The sequence below is a fragment of the Mesorhizobium sp. M0621 genome, from assembly GCF_040320745.1.
Taxonomy (GTDB): Bacteria; Pseudomonadota; Alphaproteobacteria; order Rhizobiales; family Rhizobiaceae; genus Mesorhizobium.
The window spans coordinates 164293-180432 of record NZ_JAMYQF010000001.1 but is presented as its reverse complement, the minus strand read 5'-3'; the positions used below and the strand labels follow the sequence as shown (position 1 = coordinate 180432).

Here is a 16140-nt window from a genome sequence, read left to right as displayed (position 1 = left end):
CAAATATTGAAGCATTAACTTTGCGACAGGCGCTGTCCGTCAAGGCCTGCTTTTGTCGCCCTAAGCGGCTTGGGTGTGGGCGACGATAGCGGCGGATATCTTCGTCCAGTCGTCCGGATGCAGCTCATGGCCGCCGCCTTCGATGCGAATGATTTTCGCGCCGGAGACCGCCTCGGCCAGCGCCTCGCCATGCTCGACCGGGAAGATCGGATCCGCCGTGCCATGGATGACCAGCAGCGGCGCCGTCATCTCGTGCAGCCGGCCCTTCCATGCGTCACCGCCCCGAAGCATGAAATGATTGGTCGCGCTCAGGAAGCCGCCGGAACGATCGTAGTCCCGCTCAACGAAGGCACGCATCCGGGCCTCATCGAATGGGTGCGCGATGCTGGCGATTGCCCGCGCATCCCTGACGATGAAATCGATGACCTGGCCACGATCCGACCAATCGACCTTGGCGCCCTCGGCCGAATGCTTGAGATAGGCTTCGCTCGTCTGCGGCAGATGCGAAGTGTCTGTCCCCACCGGCGAACTGCTGATCACGGTCAGCGACGCGACGCGGGATGGGTGCTTGAGCGCCACAAGCTGTGCGATCATGCCGCCCATCGACATGCCGACGACATGCGCCTTGCCAATGCCGTGCTGGTCGAGGACATGCATCGCATCGTCCACCATGTCGTCGAATGTATAGGGCGGCTCGCCCGGCCTGTATTTGGTCGAACGGCCGGTATCGCGATTGTCATAGCGGATCACGAACAGGCCGGCATCGGCCAGTTTCCGGCACAATGCTTCCGGCCACCAGAGCATGGAGGCCATCGCTCCCATGATCAGCAACAGCGGTGGGTTTGCCGGATCGCCAAAGGACTCGGACATGATTATGGGACGTTCGATCGTCGTCATGGCGCGGTCTCCCTCTTCGCAATACTGATTGCATTTTGCAATCAGTTGCACGATAATAAAACTGATACGATAATGCAACCGGTTTTGGAGAAAAATCTCATGAGCATGGATCGCCGGTCCGGATGCCCGATCAACCTGTCGCTGGAAGTGTTCGGCGACCGCTGGAGCTTGATCATCCTTCGCGACATGATCTTCGGCGGCAGACGCCACTTTCGCGAACTGCTCAACGGATCGATCGAAGGCATCGCATCCAACATCCTCGCCGACCGGCTGAAGCGGCTGATGGAGCTGGGCATGCTGACCAAGGCCGACGATCCCTCGCACAAGCAGAAGGCGATCTACAGCCTGACCGAGATGGCGATCACGCTGGTGCCGATCCTGGCCCATCTCGGCGCCTGGGGCCGCGTCTGGTTGCCGGTCAGCGACGAATTATCGATCCGCGCCGAACTCTTGGAAAAGGGCGGACAGCCCATGTGGGACAAGTTCATGGACGAGTTGCGCCACGAACATCTCGGCATGCCGCTCGACACAGCTTCTGGTCCTTCCGTACGCGCGACCTTGCAGGCCGCCTATGAGGCGGTGGTTGCCAGCAAGGTGCTCGCCGCCGGCACGGCCGCGTAGCCAACTTTATTTTCCCGTCTGGGGCCCCGCTCTGCTAGAAGAGGCGGAAAATCACAATTTACGGGATTGGATAAGGTCTTGGTTGAAAACTCTCGGGATGCTGCCCGCGCGCGCGCCGACCTGCGTTTCAAGAAGCAGGAAGAGGCGGCAACCGTCCGTCAGAAGGCAATGGCCGAATACGTCGCCGAGAGCGACGCCCGCCAGGCCAAGACCAACAAGCTGCGGGCGCTGCGTCTCGCCAAGGAAGCCGAAGATCTTGCCAATGCGCCGGCGGCACCCGCCAAGAAGCCGACCCGCGCCAAGAAAAAATAGCCGTCCTCCAGACACGTCTGGAGCCCCACAAGCGGCAACGCCGTATCCGGATGGTATCAGCGAAGGCCGCTTTCCATCTCGCCTCTTCACGCGAAGCAATTTCAACCGAAACGGGGATGTTATCTCGCCCGTCGACGGTCAATGATCGACGCGTTTTCAAACAGGAGACTGCCATGACCGTACTGCCGCTCGAAAAAGCCAGGCAAATCATCGATGCCGCCTTTGCCAAGGGCGCCGATCTCAAGCTCAAGCCGCTCGGCGTCTCGGTGCTGGATGCCGGCGGGCATCTGGTCGCCTTCCAGCGCCAGGACGGCGCCTCGTTCCTGCGCCCGCAAATGTCGGCCGGCAAGGCCTATGGCGCACTGGCCATCGGCATGGGTTCGCGCAAAGTCGAGGCCTTCGCCAAGGAGCGCCCGCATCTCGTCGCCGGCATCTCGGACGTCTCGGGCGGGCGCGTGCTGCCGGTCGTCGGCGGTGTGCTGATCCGCGACAAGGCCGGTGCCATCATCGGTGCCGTCGGCATTTCCGGCGATACGTCGGACAATGACGAGGCCGCGGCCATCGCCGGCATCGAGGCAGCCGGTTTCACCGCCGATCCGGGCTGAGCATCGGCGCCGGTCCGGCTCTAATTCAGATTGATGTCCCGGCTGGCCGACCGCATCGACACCGCGAATCCGGCCAGCACATCGAACAGCGCGATGACCATCAGCGTGAAGAAGACGGAATGGGCGGCGCCCTTCACCAGCAGGAACTCGACCAGGAACGCCACGAAGACCAGGGTCGACAGAAGGTGGTCCATGATCGAGGCATTGGTGGTGCGCACCGACTTCGCCATTTCAAGGAAAAGGAAGATAAGCCCGATCAGCACCATCAGGTCGCCCAGCGTCATCGAGAACACCCCGCCCGACATCATGCTGAACGAGAAGACCTCGCTCGCCCACGGATCGTCACCGCTGCCGAATATTCCCAGCAGGCCGAGATTGTAGAGCACGAAAGGCACGATCAGCAGCGGAATGGCACCGAACATCTGGCGTCTCCATGTGGGGGCAATCCTTTGTAGAATGCGCCACAGGCACGCCGTCAAGATGTTTCGGTGGCAGCGCTGAACACGGTCGAAGACCGCACGCAACATCCATGTCAGCCGGTTGCCCGGCTGGAGAACCGCGACGATTGCCGCCCACGCTTCGAAATGCGCGCTATCCCTCCGCCAAACGCAAAAAGACCGGCCACTGGCCGGTCATTTTGTAATTCAAGCCTTTGGAAAAGCTGGTCTCAGCTTTCCTTGGGCGTCAACACCTGGCGACCGCGATACATGCCGGTCTTCAGGTCGATGTGGTGCGGACGGCGCATTTCGCCGGAATTCTTGTCCTCGACATAGGTCGGGGCCTTGAGTGCGTCGGCCGAGCGGCGCATGCCGCGCTTGGACGGAGAGGTTTTTCGTTTCGGAACGGCCATGGATATGCTCCACTACATGGTCAAAAAGCCCCGCCCGCCCTCGTGAAAGGGCCATGTCGGGGCCGGAATCTGAGAAAGTCGGGTGCCTATACACGCCCTGTGCCGTTTTGGCCAGCACTGGCGCGAATTTTTTTGAGCTGGCTAGCGGAGGCAACCGACATAGGCGCCGGAGCGGCCGGCGCGCCGCTCGATCAGATTGGCCAGCCGTCTCAGGCCCGGTCCGGGTTTGGCCGGGTTGCGGGCGATCGGATTTGGCAAGGAGACGGCGAGCAGGGCGGCCTGCCGTCGTGACAGCTGTTTTGCCGAAACGCCGAAATGATGCTGTGCCGCAGCCTCGATACCGTAAATGCCCGGCCCCCACTCGGCGATGTTGAGATAGATTTCCATGATGCGCCGTTTAGACATCACCGCGTCGAAATAGACGGCCAGCGGCAGTTCGACCACTTTGCGCACCGAACCCAGCGGCCGCGACCAGAGAAAGAGGTTCTTCACCGTCTGCATGGTGATGGTGGAGGCGCCGCGCGTTGCTTCACCCGCCAGCGCGTCGTCGACGACGCCCCGCAATTCGCCGAGATCGACGCCACGATGGAAGCAGAACTGTCCGTCCTCCGACATGATGACGGAATTGGCCAGCACCGGCGACACGTCATCGATCGATACCCAGCGGCGCTCATAGCCGGAGAATGTCGCCAGGTCCTTCAGCATCAGCGTCGAGACCGGATGCACGAAGAATGGCAGGTACAGGAGCGTCAGCACCGTCGGTATAAACGCCAGCACCGCGGCCACGGTGATACCGCGCCGGACCCAGCGTTTGAGACTGCGGCGGTTCACGCCTCGCGATCTCGTCGCCATGTCCAGCTTTTCGGTTTCATGATCGACGATCGGTTCCGCCAAGCCGCCCAACCCGTGCTCTCCCTGCCCCGGCATAATGGCGCTTGGCTTCTTGCGCAACGTCTGAGTGTCGGCTACCGGTCCCGACCATGACGAATGACGACGAAATGGCGTTCGAAATGGCGCTTATCAGACGGGCAGCCGCCGTCGAGGTGCTGCTGCGGCGGTTGCTCGACGATCGCTCGCTTTCGGGCGAGATCGCCCGGCCTGACCGGCTGATGGCGGCGATGCGCCACGGTGTGCTGAACGGCGGCAAGCGCCTGCGCCCCTTCCTGGTCATGGAAAGTGCGGCCCTTTTTTCCGCTGACGGCGAGGCGGCACTGCGCGTCGCGGCAGCACTTGAATGCGTGCATTGCTATTCGCTGATCCACGACGATCTGCCCGCCATGGACGACGATGATTTGCGCCGCGGCCAGCCGACGGTGCACAAGGCCTTCGACGAGGCGACCGCCATCCTGGCCGGCGACGCCTTGCTGACGCTGGCGTTCGACATCATCGCCGGCGAGGCGACCGCTCTGCCGGCGGAACGGCGGGTAGCCCTGGTGCTGGCGCTTGCCCGTGCGGCCGGAGCCGGTGGCATGGTCGGCGGCCAGAAGCTCGACCTCGAAGCCGAACAGGCGCCGCCGGACGAGACCGGCATCATCCGGCTGCAGGCGATGAAGACCGGCGCGCTGATCCGCTTCGCTTGCGAGGCAGGCGCACTCATTGCCGGCGCCTCCGCCGAGGATCGCGAGCGGCTGGCCGAATTCGGTTCCGCGATCGGCCTTGCCTTCCAGCTCGCCGACGACCTGCTCGACCTGACCGCGGATGCCAGCCAGATGGGCAAGGCGACCGGCAAGGACGCTGCCGCCGGCAAGGCGACGCTGGTCGCGCTGCATGGCGCGAATTGGGCGCGCAGCCAGCTTCACGGCCTCGTCGAACAGGCCCATGCACTGCTTGAGCCCTATGGCGACGGTGCCCAGCTTCTGAAGGAAGCGGCGACGTTCGTGGCGGCGCGCAACAGCTGAGGTTGGGCCCAACCAGGACATCGGGCCGATTTAAGCCGCTCGTCCTCCGCCGGCCGGTTCATAAATAGAACTTGAGTGGAAGCCTGCCGAAGCAGAGGATCGATACGGCTTTGCCATCCACACGGCAACCACGCGGTGCGGACACAGTTGGAGGGATGCCATGTCTACCACCGACAAGCTGTTCACCGGTTCCATTCCCGAGGTCTACGACCGGGCGATGGTGCCGCTGATCTTCGAGCCCTATGCGCAGGATCTGGCGGAGAGAGTGTCGAAGCTCGGGCCGCAATCGGTGCTCGAGGTGGCGGCGGGCACCGGTGTGGTGACGCGTGCGCTGGCAGCAAGATTGCCGGCGCAAACACGCATCGTGGCCACCGACCTTAATCAGCCGATGCTCGACCACGCGCGCACGCGGATGGCGGACGATCCTCGTATCATCTGGCAGCAGGCCGACGCTCAGGCGCTGCCCTTCGAGGACGCCCGGTTCGACGCCGTGGTCTGCCAATTTGGCGCGATGTTTTTCCCCGATCGGGTAGCCGCCTATGGCCAAGTTCGGCGGGTGATGCGACCGGGCGGGCATTTCCTGTTCAACGTCTGGAGTGCCATCGAAGAGAACGAGTTCGCCGAAGAAGTAACGCGGGCGCTCGGCGGTTTCTTCCCCGCCGATCCACCTCGCTTCATGGCGAGGACCCCGCACGGCTATCACAATGCGGACGTCATCCGCGCCGACCTGCATGCCGCCGGATTTCGCGACGTCACCATCGAGCCTCTGGGTGCCGTGAGCGCCGCTCCGTCGCCGCATGAGGTGGCCGCGGCTTATTGCCAGGGCACGCCCCTGCGGACCGAGATCGAGGCCCGCGGCGGCTCGCTGGAGGAGGTAACGCGACACGTGGCGAATGCCATGGGGAAACGGTTCGGGGAAGGCGCGGTGAGCGGCCGCATCCGCGCCCTCGTCGTGGTGGCGGCCTGATGCATGTCGCCCAAAAGCAACCTCGGTTTGGGAGACATGCATAAAAACAAACACCTGAAGCGGATCGCCTGAATTCCGTTCAGACGACACACGCTTTTGCGACGAAAGAACGGTCAAAAAGCTGTCATCTATCCGGTGGTCTGCAAGCTTCGCCTATCCACACGAAATTTTAATGTAAATGAAGCGTAATCCCGACCATTAAAATGGTGCGTATGTGTTGGGGTTGCGCATGCCTGAATATTCGTCCTTCATCCGGTCGGTCCGGATTCGCTATATTTCAGGGTTGCTAATCTTCGCGCTGGCTTCCGCAGGCATCGTGCTTGCGCTCGATCGTGTCAATTCCTTTCGCCGGGACATCGATGCGCTGAGCAGCAACCTCGTCGTCTTCACCCGCGACCTGCGCAACGCGACCAGCTTCGCCGAGACGACCGGCACCGCCTGGCGGGCGGAGACACGCGATGCGCTGACCACATCGGCGCGCGGCCATTCAGAACGCTTGACCGGCGAGATCGAGATACTGACCGCACAGTTTGCAGCGGTCCGGCCGCGCCTGTCGAGCAAGACCGTCAACGAACTCCAATCCGCTTCCGTTAACGGCGACCTGTTCTGGTCGCCGCGCGACATGGTGCGCAACTTCAACCTGATGTCGGTGGCGCAGAAGGTCGATGAATGGAGCTATCGCGAAATCCGCAATCAGAACGACCTGTTCGCCCAGCCCATGCTGGTCCGCGTCCGCACCGCCATGGACGATGAGCGCCATCTGGCCGATGCCTCCAGCGACAGGCTGCTGCTGTGGGCGAGCGGCATCCTGTTCGCAGCCCTTGCCATCGTCGCCTTCTGGATCTTCCGGCCGATGGAAGTGGCGATCCGCCGCGCCTTTGCCGAATCCGCCGAATCCCTGTTCAAGGCCGAGGCCGCCGACCGCGCCAAGTCGGAATTCCTGGCCAATATGAGCCATGAAATCCGCACGCCGATGAACGGTGTGCTCGGCATGGCCGAACTGCTGGCCAAGACCGATTTGACGGCGCGTCAGAAGACCTTCACCGACGTCATCGTCAAATCCGGCAACGCGCTGCTCACCATCATCAACGACATTCTCGATTTCTCGAAGATCAATGCCGGGCAACTCACCCTCGATCCTGCTCCCTTCCGTCTCTCCGAGGCGGTCGAGGATGTGGCGACGCTGGTCTCGGCGCGCGTCGCCGAAAAGAACCTCGAACTGATCGTGCGTGTCGACCCGCGCCTGCCGGCCCATGTCGTCGGCGACGCCGGCCGGTTCCGGCAGATCATCACCAACCTGCTCGGCAACGCGGTGAAGTTCACCGAAAAAGGTCATGTGCTGATCGATGTCGGCGGCGAGATCGTCAATGACGTGGTCCAGCTCAAGGTCCGCGTCGAAGACACCGGCATCGGCATCCCGGCCGAAAAGCTGCAGAACGTGTTCGAAAAATTCGCCCAGGTCGACGGCTCGTCGACCCGCCGCCACGAGGGCACCGGCCTTGGCCTCGCCATCGCCGCCCGCCTCGTCGACCTGATGGCAGGCAAGATCGGCGTCGAGAGCGAGATCGGCCGCGGTTCGGTTTTCTGGTTCGCGGTGCCGCTGCCGGCGCATCAGGCAGCAGCTCGCGACGAGATCGTGCCGGTCGACGTCACCGGCGCGCGCGTGCTGGTCATCGACGACAATCCGGTCAACCGCGAAATCCTGCTCGAGCAGCTCAGAAGCTGGAGCTTCGATTGCGCCGCCGCCGAAAGCGGCGCCGTGGGGCTGGCCTTCCTCGATCGCGCCTGCCAGCTGGGAGCCGCCGTCGACTGCATCATCCTCGACTACCAGATGCCGGGCATGAACGGCGCCGATGTCGCCAGGGCCATTGCTTCCGACAGCCGGCTGTCTTCCATCCCGGTCGTATTGCTGACCTCGGTCGACCAGGTCGATTTCGGCAAGATGATCATCGACTTCGGTATTGCCGCGCACCTGACCAAGCCGGCGCGCTCCGCGGTCCTGCTCGGCACCGTCATCTCGGTCGTCCAGAAGGCCCGTTCGCAGGTCGGCAAGGCCCAGTTCGTCCGCGAACCGGCTCCGCCGGCAGCGCCGCCTGCCTTCACCGTCATTCGCGGTCCGGCGATGCCGGTCGCGTTGGTGCCGGAATCGACGGCCACGCCGAATGGTCCAATCGACATCCTCATTGCCGAGGACAATGACGTCAACCAGCTGGTGTTCGGCCAGATCCTCAACGGGCTGGGCCTCAGCTACCGCATCGCCGGCAACGGCCGCACGGCGGTCGAGATGTACCGGGCGCTGCGCCCCAAGCTGATCCTGATGGATGTCTCGATGCCGGAGATGAACGGCTACGAAGCAACCCGCGCCATCCGGGCCATGGAGGTCTCGACGGGCACCCACATACCGATCATCGGCGTCACCGCGCATGCGCTGAAGGGCGATCGCGACAAGTGCATCGAAGCCGGTATGGACGACTATCTGCCGAAGCCGGTTTCGCCTGACCGCCTCGGCACCAAGATCGGCACCTGGCTCAGCGAAACGGTGGTGGCGAAGACGGCGTAGCCTGCATCCGCCAATGCCTCAGACGGCCGCGTCCAGTTGATAGCGGCGCATCCAATCGAGGCTTGTGGCGTCGGAGAGCTTTGCAACGCCAGGCCTTACATCACCGGCATTGGGTGGCTGAACGCCGAGGGCTTCGCAGATGGACACCAAGGTCATAGCCGGATTGGCTGAAAGGCGTTCATAGCCAATTCGAAGCGGGATTATGCCTTGGTCCTCGAACCAAATGTTCCAGGCTGCGTCATAGGTCTCAAGTTCCGTGACCTCTCGTTTGATACGCTCGAAATCATATTGGGGCTCTTTCGGTGGTGCGACTCTTTCGATCTCGGTGCCGTCGGGAGCGATATGCCAAAGACCGGTCTGCTCTGCCTTGATCAGGGAGACAGCCTGCGCAAGCTTGTCCTCCCGCGAGAGGTGTATGTAGAGAACATTGCCGAATGCTCTTTCGAACCGCGCTCTGTCAGATGGCAGCTTTGGGAAAATCCGGTCGAGGATTGCCGAAAGCTCATCCAGATTTTCGCGCATCAGACGAAGGCCGAAAATGCTTGTGCCACCCTTGCCGGCAGCGATTGCCGCATTGAGATAGGCGACATTGAAGTCGAGTTCGCTCATCGTGTCACGGTCAGGCAGGTTCCACTCTTCGGCCCACTCCGGCACGTCCTGTCGCCGATAGAACGAGTGAGGATCGCCGGCCGTCTTCGTGGACGCCAGGAGCTTGCACAGCAAAGTGCTCCCGGTCCTCGGCGTGCCGCAGAGAATGTAGCCGTCAAACATGTAACGCCCGTGCCGCTCGCCGGAGGCGGGGCCCGCGGCTAAATGATGGCCGCCGCTATAGCTGAAATCTTTGCTGGATGCGACGTCCTGGCCGTCGCCTTCAAAGTCTCTCGGACGAAACACCCTGTCGGCAGCGGCCAAATTACCGGTTGCGCACCACCACGCACGCCCCACCGACACTTTGCAATCTCTGGCAGATGACGTTGGCATCGGCGCGGCGGTCGACCCCGATCCGGACCGCGTAGATACCGCGCCGGCCGATTGGTGTGCGCACCCGGCTGACTACCGGATCATGTCCACCGAGCAAGGCCGGAAACCGGCTTCTTACCCTGAGCCACTGGTTGATCGCGGCACTGCGGCGGAAGTTGCCGGCCACCTGGATGCCCCACGGCTTTATGTTGATCGAGGCCATCGCCACGGTCCGCGACATGATCACCGGCAACCTGCGGCAGGCGATGGCAAAATCCGACTTTGTGTCGAGCGGCTCGATCTTTCCGGCATAGGCCCGGTCGGTGAACTTGTCGGCCGGCTCGCCCATGATGTCGAAGACATAGCTCTCGGTCTCCATCGGCAGGAAGCCGCCGGAACTGAGCCAGCGCGACACTCGGCTTTCGCCGGCATTGTAGGCGGCCGCTGCCAGCCCGAGATTGCCGTAGCCGGTTTTCATTTCGGCGAGATATTTCGCCGATGCCGGGATCGCCTGGTTGATGTCGAAGGAATTGGCCAGCCCGCGCATCTTGGCGGTGCCCGGCATGAACTGGGCGATGCCTTCGGCGCCGACCGGGCTGACGGCGTTGGGATCGAAACGGCTTTCCTTCCAGATCAGCCGGGCGAAGAAATCCCTGGGCAGACCGTTCTGGTCGGCATGCGCCTGGATCAGGCTGCAGACCTTGTCGATCAGCCTTTGCTTGGCGGATTGCGGCGGATCTGCCTGAGCGAGCGTCGACCAACCCAGCCCGCACAACAGGATCAGCGTCGCCCAGAGGAAACGCTGCATCGAACGCCGAGCCCGTGCCGAAGGTCGCTCCGGCGACCCAGATGCTGGTGGCTTCGGGGTCGCCCCCGCGACGCGCGCAGCAGACATTTGATCCGTGAGCACCGGAAGCGCAGAAGACGCCTTCAGATGGCCGCCGGAGTAGAGTTTCGGCATGGGCTCACTCGGCCGCGGCCTTGCCGCGACCAAACCTCTGCTCGATATAGTCGGCGACCATTTTCTCGAAATCCGCCGCGATCGACGGCCCGCGCAGCGTCGCCGCCTTCTTGCCGTCGACGAAGACAGGCGCCGTCGGCGTCTCGCCGGTGCCGGGCAGCGAAATGCCGATATCGGCGTGCTTGGACTCGCCCGGACCGTTGACGATGCAGCCCATCACGGCGACCTTCAGGTTCTCGACGCCGGGATATTTTTCGCGCCACACCGGCATGTTCTTGCGCAGATCCGCCTGGATGTTCTGGGCGAGTTCCTGGAACACGGTGGAGGTTGTGCGGCCGCAGCCGGGGCAAGCGGCGACGATCGGCACGAACTGCCTGAACCCCATGGTCTGCAGCAATTCCTGCGACACCTGCACCTCGCGAGTGCGATCGCCGTTCGGCTCCGGCGTCAGCGAGATGCGGATGGTATCGCCGATGCCTTGCTGGAGCAGGATGCCCATGGCGGCCGACGAAGCGACGATGCCTTTCGAACCCATGCCGGCTTCGGTCAGGCCGAGATGCAGCGCATGGTTGGAGCGGGTGGCGAGTTCGGCATAGACGGCGATCAGGTCCTGCACGCCGCTGACCTTTGCCGACAGGATGATTTTCTCGCGGCCAAGGCCGATCTCTTCCGCCATCTCGGCCGACAGGATCGCCGACTGTACGATCGCCTCGCGCATCACCTCTTGCGCCGTCAGCGGAAAACCCTTGTCCTGGTTGTCGTCCATCAGCCGGGTCAAAAGCTCCTGGTCGAGCGAGCCCCAATTGACACCGATGCGCACCGGCTTGTCATGCCTGATCGCCATCTCGACGATATCAGCGAACTGCCGGTCCTTCTTGTCCTTGAAGCCGACATTGCCGGGGTTAATCCGATATTTGGCCAGCGCCTCGGCGCAGGCCGGATGGTCCGCCAAAAGCTTATGGCCGATATAGTGGAAATCGCCGACCAGCGGCACGTTGATGCCGAGCCGCTGAAGCCGCTCATGAATGCGCGGCACGGCGGCAGCGCTCTCGTCGCGATCAACGGTGATGCGCACGATCTCGGAGCCGGCACGGTGGAGTGCTGCAACTTGCGCAACGGTCTGGTCGATATCGGCCGTGTCGGTGTTGGTCATCGACTGCACGACAACGGGCGCGCCGCCGCCGACGACCACGCCGCCCACATCGACGCCGACCGAGGTGCGGCGGGGGAAAGGAGAGGAAAAATATCCGGTCATGCCGGCAGCCTTTTGTCTTTGGAGCGCCATGCGTCCACTTGAACGCACAAAGTGCGCTCCGGGCCGATGCGCTAAAGTCCGGGCATGAGGTGGAGGAGCAAAGATGGCTTGTCAATGGCGACAGGTCGCCACTGGCCGGAATCGGCCCGCCGCCAGGGGCCAGAAACAATCGATGATCTGGCGAAATCTGGCGACAGCCGAGCGGAAATTAAAGCCGGGCGGAAGTCCGGCTCAGGCTGGTGGCCAGTGCTGGAAATCAAAACCCATCGCGCCGGCGGCAGGTGCCGCCGGGAAAAAGAGGCCGCGGATGGTAAGCGACTATGTCAGGAGGACATCAATGCGTGGTCGGTTTCCCTCTCAGTTTTTCAATCTCGTCCTTGAGTGCCAACTTGCGTCGCTTGAGATTCACGATTTCGAGGTCATCGACCGATGGATGGTTCATCGCGTCATCGATTTCACGTTCGATGTCGCCGTGTTTCCGCTGCAACTCATCAAGATGGGATGCAAGAGACATGATTGGTTCTCCCTTTCATGGTTTCCTCGATTGCAGCCGTCATGGCGCGTCCACCGCAGGTTCGCTTCTGTGACGGCATGATGACAGTGTGTCACCTTCCGGCAGCGATGTCGAATGATCCGTGGTAGCATTCCACGACAATGTGAAATGTGATATGGGCTGCGCGCCGGTTGCAAAATTCCACCGGCCCCGCCCAATCAGGCCCATTTTTGGGCGCCGCAGACGTGCAGACGGTAGATAATGTCCGATCAGGAACAGGCTGATATCCGGCTCGAATATTCCCGGCTGAAGCAGGAACACGCCGATTTCGATGCGGCCATCAACGCCATGATCGCCATGGCCTGCGATCCACTGCAGATCCAGCGCATGAAGAAGAAAAAGCTGTTCCTCAAGGACCGGCTGATGGCGCTGGAAGACAAGATCATTCCCGACATCATTGCCTGAAGGCGCGTACGCTTTCGAGCGCTATCCGGCGGCGATTGAAAGCTTCGCGGCACGATCACGCAGCAGGCCGATGAGCTCGCCGGTCCGCTCCTCGGACGTATCGATGGGGACCACCAGGCACATCGTCGCCTCGACCTTGCCGGGCGCTGAAAAGACCGGCACGGCAAGACATTTCGTATAGGCATCGACAAGACCCGAGGTGACGCAATAGCCGGCGACTCGCGCCTTTGCGATGTCGGTGACGAAGTCGTCGAGCCGCAGTTTGCGGCCATCGGGCAGCACGAGGTCGTCGTCGGACACCATGCCTTCGATCTCAGCCCTCTCCAGTCCCGCCAGAAGCAGCCGCCCCGAAGCGGTCCAGGGCAGCGGTATCTGCAAGCCCGTGGCGGAGCTGATCCGGAAAGGCCTGGTGCCAGGGCTCGCGTGGACGATCGTGTAGCGACCGCTTTGCAGCATGCACAGTTCGGAAGTCTCGCCGGTCTCGCGCGACAGGTTGTCGACCTCCTGACGCCCTCGTCTGAGGAGGTCGTTGCCCCGCACATAATCCATTCCATAGAGATAGAGCTTCTTGCCGAAATAGACGCGATTGCCGTCGCCGGCCATCTCCAGCAGGCCCGCATCGACCAGCGACCGCACCAGCGTGTAGGTCGTCGAGCGGGGTGCATTCACCCCTTTGGCAAGGTCGCCAATGCCGATCGCCCGCTGGGTCGTGTGAAGAAACTCCAGAATCTCGAGCACCCGGTTAAGTCCCTTTTCACGGGAGCCCGAGATTTTCTCGTCGGCTGAAATCACGGAGGCATTGCCATCTTGCATTGTCGATTCCCGGTGTTAATATCTGTCTTGTACAGGATACACTCGTCTCTTGTAAGAGACAAAATCACCGACGCGTGTCTTGCCTGTACACAAGGGGAACACAACACGAAAGGAGGTCGCCGTGAACGACACATCCGGAAGACGTGATTTTCTGAAAATGGGAATGGCAGGGCTGGCCACGGCTGGCGTGCTGGCAACCGTCGATGCCCAGAAGGCCGCGGCCCAGGCAGCATCCGACAGCCTGCTGCGCACCGTGCTCGATCGCGGCAAGCTGATCGTCGGCACCGGCAGCACCAACGCACCGTGGCACTTCGAGAACGATGCCGGCGAACTGGTCGGCATGGACATCACCATGGGGCGCATTCTCGCCAAGGGCCTTTTCGACGATCCGACCAAGGTCGAGTTCGTCATGCAGGATCCGGCACAGCGCATCCCCAACGTGACCACCAACAAGGTCGACATCACCATCCAGTTCATGACGATGAGCGCCCAACGCTCGCAGCTGGTCAATTTTTCCCGGCCTTACTATGTCGAGGGCGTTGCCCTGCTGAGCCTGCCGACCGCCGAGAACAAGACTTTCGACAAGCTGCTTGCCGGTGGCGCTGCAACGCGCATCTCCATCCTGCAGAACGTCGATGCCGAGGCGCAGGTGCATTCGGTGCTGCCCGAGTGCCAGGTCATGCAGATCGATACCCAGGCCAACGTGCTGCAGGCACTGGAATCGAAACGCGTCGACGCCGCCGCTGTCGATCTTTCCACGGTGCGCTGGCTCGCCTCGCGCAATCCGGACAAATACTTCGATGCGGGCAAGAGTTGGCTGAGCATGCTTTATGGCGCCGCACTGCGGCAAGGCGACCTTGACTGGCTGACCTTCGTCAACTCAACTTTCACCATCGCCATGTTCGGCCACGAAAACGCCCTCTACGACGCCGCGTTCAAGGACTATTTTGGACAGGAGCCGCCAGCTCGACATCCGGGCTTCCCAGCCATTTGACCTGCATCGGGCGGGAGGACGCATACAGCGCCCTTCCGCCTCCCTAGAGCAATTCCAGGAAAAGTGTGAAACGGTTTTCCGTCCGGAATTGCGTCAAAACAGAGTTAGAGCGGTTTGCCGTTTCCGTGAAACGGTGAACTGCTCTAAGGCCTGCGGCACCGAGGCGAACGCATGGGCTATGCCCTCAACTTCAACCTGATCTGGCGGCATTTCGACAAGCTGTGGGGCGGCCTGCTGCTCAGTCTCGAACTCGCCGTCATCTCGATCGCCATCGGCATCGTCATCGGGCTCATACTGGCGGTCTGGTATGTTTCGGCCGGGCGCGTGGTGCGCACCTTCATCGCCGCCTATGTCGAATTCATCCGCAACGTGCCGTTGATCCTGCTCGTCTATCTCGTCTTCTACGGCCTGCCGACGGTGGTCGATATCGCCTACAGCGCGCCGACCTCGTTTGTCGTCACGCTCTCGCTCTACAGCGGCGCGTATCTGGTCGAGGTGTTCCGCTCCGGGCTCGAGGCTGTTCCGCGCGGACAGCTGGACGCCGGCAAGGCGATCGGCCTGACGCCCTGGCAAAGGCTGCTCAACGTGCGCCTGCCGACGATGCTGCGCATCACGCTACCGGCATTGTCCAACACCTTCATATCGCTGTTCAAGGATACGTCCGTCGCGTCGGTCATCTCGGTGCCGGAACTGACTTACGGCGCCCAGTGGATCAACTTCAACACCTTCCGCATCGTCGAGGTCTATCTCGTGGTGACGGCGATGTATCTGGTGACCGGCTACGCACTGCTTTTTGCGCTTCGGCTTGTCGAGCGCCGGTTCAGGGCGGCGCGCTGACATGCTGATCCAGATCGCCTATGCCTTGCCTTTCCTCGCCCAGGGCTTTGCCCTGACACTGTGGGTATCCCTGCTGGTCGTGGTGTTTTCTCTGATCGCCGGCGTGATCATGGGCGTCGGTCTCGTTTATGGCCCCGTGCCGTTGCAATGGGCAGTGCGCATCTTCAGCGATACCATCCGCGGGATACCGATCCTGGTGCTCATCTTCTTTGTCTATTACGGCCTGCCGGCCGTCGGGCTTCATCTGCCATCCTTCTGGGCTGCCGTGCTGGCGCTGACCCTGTTCAAGACGGCGCAGGTCGTCGAATATCTCAGGGGTGCGGTCGGCTCCATTCCGAAGGGTCAGTCCGAGGCGGCAATGGCGATCGGACTGACCTTTCGCCAGCGCCTGGCCTACGTCATCTTCCCGCAGGCGTTCAGGCGCTTCCTGCCGCCCTGGATCAATGGTGTCACCGACGCGGTCAAGGGCAGCGCCCTGGTGTCGCTGCTCGGCATCACCGATCTGATGCAGGCCATCAACCAGGTCATCGGCCGCACCTATGAAGCCATGCCGCTCTACATCCTCGGCGCGCTCATCTACTTCGCGGTCAACTATGCCCTCTCGTTCGCCAGCCGGCGGCTCGAGCGGCGTTTCTCCTTCATCCGGGATTAG

At 62.2% G+C, this 16140-nt stretch carries 19 protein-coding genes; 10 read left to right on the top strand and 9 right to left on the bottom strand.

Going from position 1 to position 16140, the window contains the following annotated elements:
* Nucleotides 1–60: 60 nt before the first annotated feature.
* Nucleotides 61–897, bottom strand: a complete 837-nt coding sequence (locus NKI38_RS00945; protein ID WP_352654021.1) for an alpha/beta fold hydrolase — start codon at nt 895–897, stop codon at nt 61–63.
* 99 nt (nt 898–996) lie between these two features.
* On the opposite strand from NKI38_RS00945, the gene NKI38_RS00940 reads away from it, so the two are divergent.
* From NKI38_RS00940 to NKI38_RS00930, 3 genes are all read left to right on the top strand, one after another.
* A complete protein-coding gene (locus NKI38_RS00940; protein WP_352654019.1) occupies nt 997–1518 on the top strand; it encodes a winged helix-turn-helix transcriptional regulator in 522 nt (173 codons plus the stop codon).
* Nucleotides 1519–1596: 78 nt separating this feature from the next.
* Nucleotides 1597–1830, top strand: a complete 234-nt coding sequence (locus NKI38_RS00935) for a hypothetical protein (RefSeq protein WP_127296851.1) — start codon at nt 1597–1599, stop codon at nt 1828–1830.
* A 173-nt stretch (nt 1831–2003) separates the two neighbouring features.
* Entirely contained in the window at nt 2004–2435 is a 432-nt protein-coding gene (locus tag NKI38_RS00930) for a GlcG/HbpS family heme-binding protein (protein WP_136618350.1), read from the top strand.
* A 20-nt stretch (nt 2436–2455) separates the two neighbouring features.
* Here NKI38_RS00930 and NKI38_RS00925 read toward each other — a convergent pair whose 3' ends face one another.
* The 3 genes from NKI38_RS00925 to NKI38_RS00915 all read right to left on the bottom strand — a co-directional run bounded on the left by NKI38_RS00925 (nt 2456) and on the right by NKI38_RS00915 (nt 4188).
* Nucleotides 2456–2857, bottom strand: a complete 402-nt coding sequence (locus tag NKI38_RS00925; protein ID WP_013529226.1) for a hypothetical protein — start codon at nt 2855–2857, stop codon at nt 2456–2458.
* A 245-nt stretch (nt 2858–3102) separates the two neighbouring features.
* Nucleotides 3103–3285: a 50S ribosomal protein L32 gene (gene rpmF / locus NKI38_RS00920; RefSeq protein WP_008834724.1), complete on the bottom strand. Its 183-nt coding sequence runs from the start codon at nt 3283–3285 to the stop codon at nt 3103–3105.
* A 141-nt stretch (nt 3286–3426) separates the two neighbouring features.
* Entirely contained in the window at nt 3427–4188 is a 762-nt protein-coding gene (locus NKI38_RS00915; protein ID WP_352632799.1) for a biosynthetic peptidoglycan transglycosylase, read from the bottom strand.
* 77 nt (nt 4189–4265) lie between these two features.
* On the opposite strand from NKI38_RS00915, the gene NKI38_RS00910 reads away from it, so the two are divergent.
* From NKI38_RS00910 to NKI38_RS00900, 3 genes are all read left to right on the top strand, one after another.
* Nucleotides 4266–5183: a polyprenyl synthetase family protein gene (locus tag NKI38_RS00910; RefSeq protein WP_352632800.1), complete on the top strand. Its 918-nt coding sequence runs from the start codon at nt 4266–4268 to the stop codon at nt 5181–5183.
* Between the two features lie 160 nt (nt 5184–5343).
* Nucleotides 5344–6150, top strand: a complete 807-nt coding sequence (locus NKI38_RS00905) for a class I SAM-dependent methyltransferase (protein WP_352654017.1) — start codon at nt 5344–5346, stop codon at nt 6148–6150.
* A gap of 229 nt (nt 6151–6379) precedes the next feature.
* Nucleotides 6380–8710, top strand: coding sequence for a response regulator (locus NKI38_RS00900; RefSeq protein ID WP_352654015.1), 2331 nt, complete (start codon nt 6380–6382; stop codon nt 8708–8710).
* An 18-nt stretch (nt 8711–8728) separates the two neighbouring features.
* On the opposite strand, the gene NKI38_RS00895 is transcribed toward NKI38_RS00900, so the two are convergent.
* The 4 genes from NKI38_RS00895 to NKI38_RS00880 all read right to left on the bottom strand — a co-directional run bounded on the left by NKI38_RS00895 (nt 8729) and on the right by NKI38_RS00880 (nt 12400).
* On the bottom strand, nt 8729–9622 hold the full coding sequence (locus NKI38_RS00895) for a Stf0 family sulfotransferase (RefSeq protein ID WP_352654014.1): 894 nt from the start codon (nt 9620–9622) through the stop codon (nt 8729–8731).
* A gap of 1 nt (nt 9623) precedes the next feature.
* Nucleotides 9624–10478 (bottom strand): lytic transglycosylase domain-containing protein, encoded by an 855-nt coding sequence (locus tag NKI38_RS00890; protein WP_352654012.1) that lies wholly within the window; start codon nt 10476–10478, stop codon nt 9624–9626.
* Nucleotides 10479–10635: 157 nt separating this feature from the next.
* Nucleotides 10636–11886: a flavodoxin-dependent (E)-4-hydroxy-3-methylbut-2-enyl-diphosphate synthase gene (ispG, locus tag NKI38_RS00885; protein WP_352654010.1), complete on the bottom strand. Its 1251-nt coding sequence runs from the start codon at nt 11884–11886 to the stop codon at nt 10636–10638.
* Between the two features lie 334 nt (nt 11887–12220).
* Entirely contained in the window at nt 12221–12400 is a 180-nt protein-coding gene (locus NKI38_RS00880) for a YdcH family protein (RefSeq protein WP_013529217.1), read from the bottom strand.
* A 240-nt stretch (nt 12401–12640) separates the two neighbouring features.
* Here NKI38_RS00880 and NKI38_RS00875 point away from each other — a divergent pair, with 240 nt between their 5' ends.
* Nucleotides 12641–12844 carry a YdcH family protein gene (locus NKI38_RS00875; RefSeq protein WP_023757446.1) on the top strand — a complete coding sequence of 68 codons (204 nt, stop codon included), beginning with the start codon at nt 12641–12643 and terminating at the stop codon, nt 12842–12844.
* A 21-nt stretch (nt 12845–12865) separates the two neighbouring features.
* Here NKI38_RS00875 and NKI38_RS00870 read toward each other — a convergent pair whose 3' ends face one another.
* On the bottom strand, nt 12866–13657 hold the full coding sequence (locus NKI38_RS00870) for an IclR family transcriptional regulator (protein ID WP_352654008.1): 792 nt from the start codon (nt 13655–13657) through the stop codon (nt 12866–12868).
* Between the two features lie 121 nt (nt 13658–13778).
* Here NKI38_RS00870 and NKI38_RS00865 point away from each other — a divergent pair, with 121 nt between their 5' ends.
* From NKI38_RS00865 to NKI38_RS00855, 3 genes are all read left to right on the top strand, one after another.
* Nucleotides 13779–14651: a transporter substrate-binding protein gene (locus tag NKI38_RS00865; protein ID WP_502899226.1), complete on the top strand. Its 873-nt coding sequence runs from the start codon at nt 13779–13781 to the stop codon at nt 14649–14651.
* A gap of 171 nt (nt 14652–14822) precedes the next feature.
* On the top strand, nt 14823–15488 hold the full coding sequence (locus tag NKI38_RS00860) for an amino acid ABC transporter permease (RefSeq protein WP_352654006.1): 666 nt from the start codon (nt 14823–14825) through the stop codon (nt 15486–15488).
* Between the two features lies 1 nt (nt 15489).
* Nucleotides 15490–16140 (top strand): amino acid ABC transporter permease, encoded by a 651-nt coding sequence (locus NKI38_RS00855; protein ID WP_352654004.1) that lies wholly within the window; start codon nt 15490–15492, stop codon nt 16138–16140.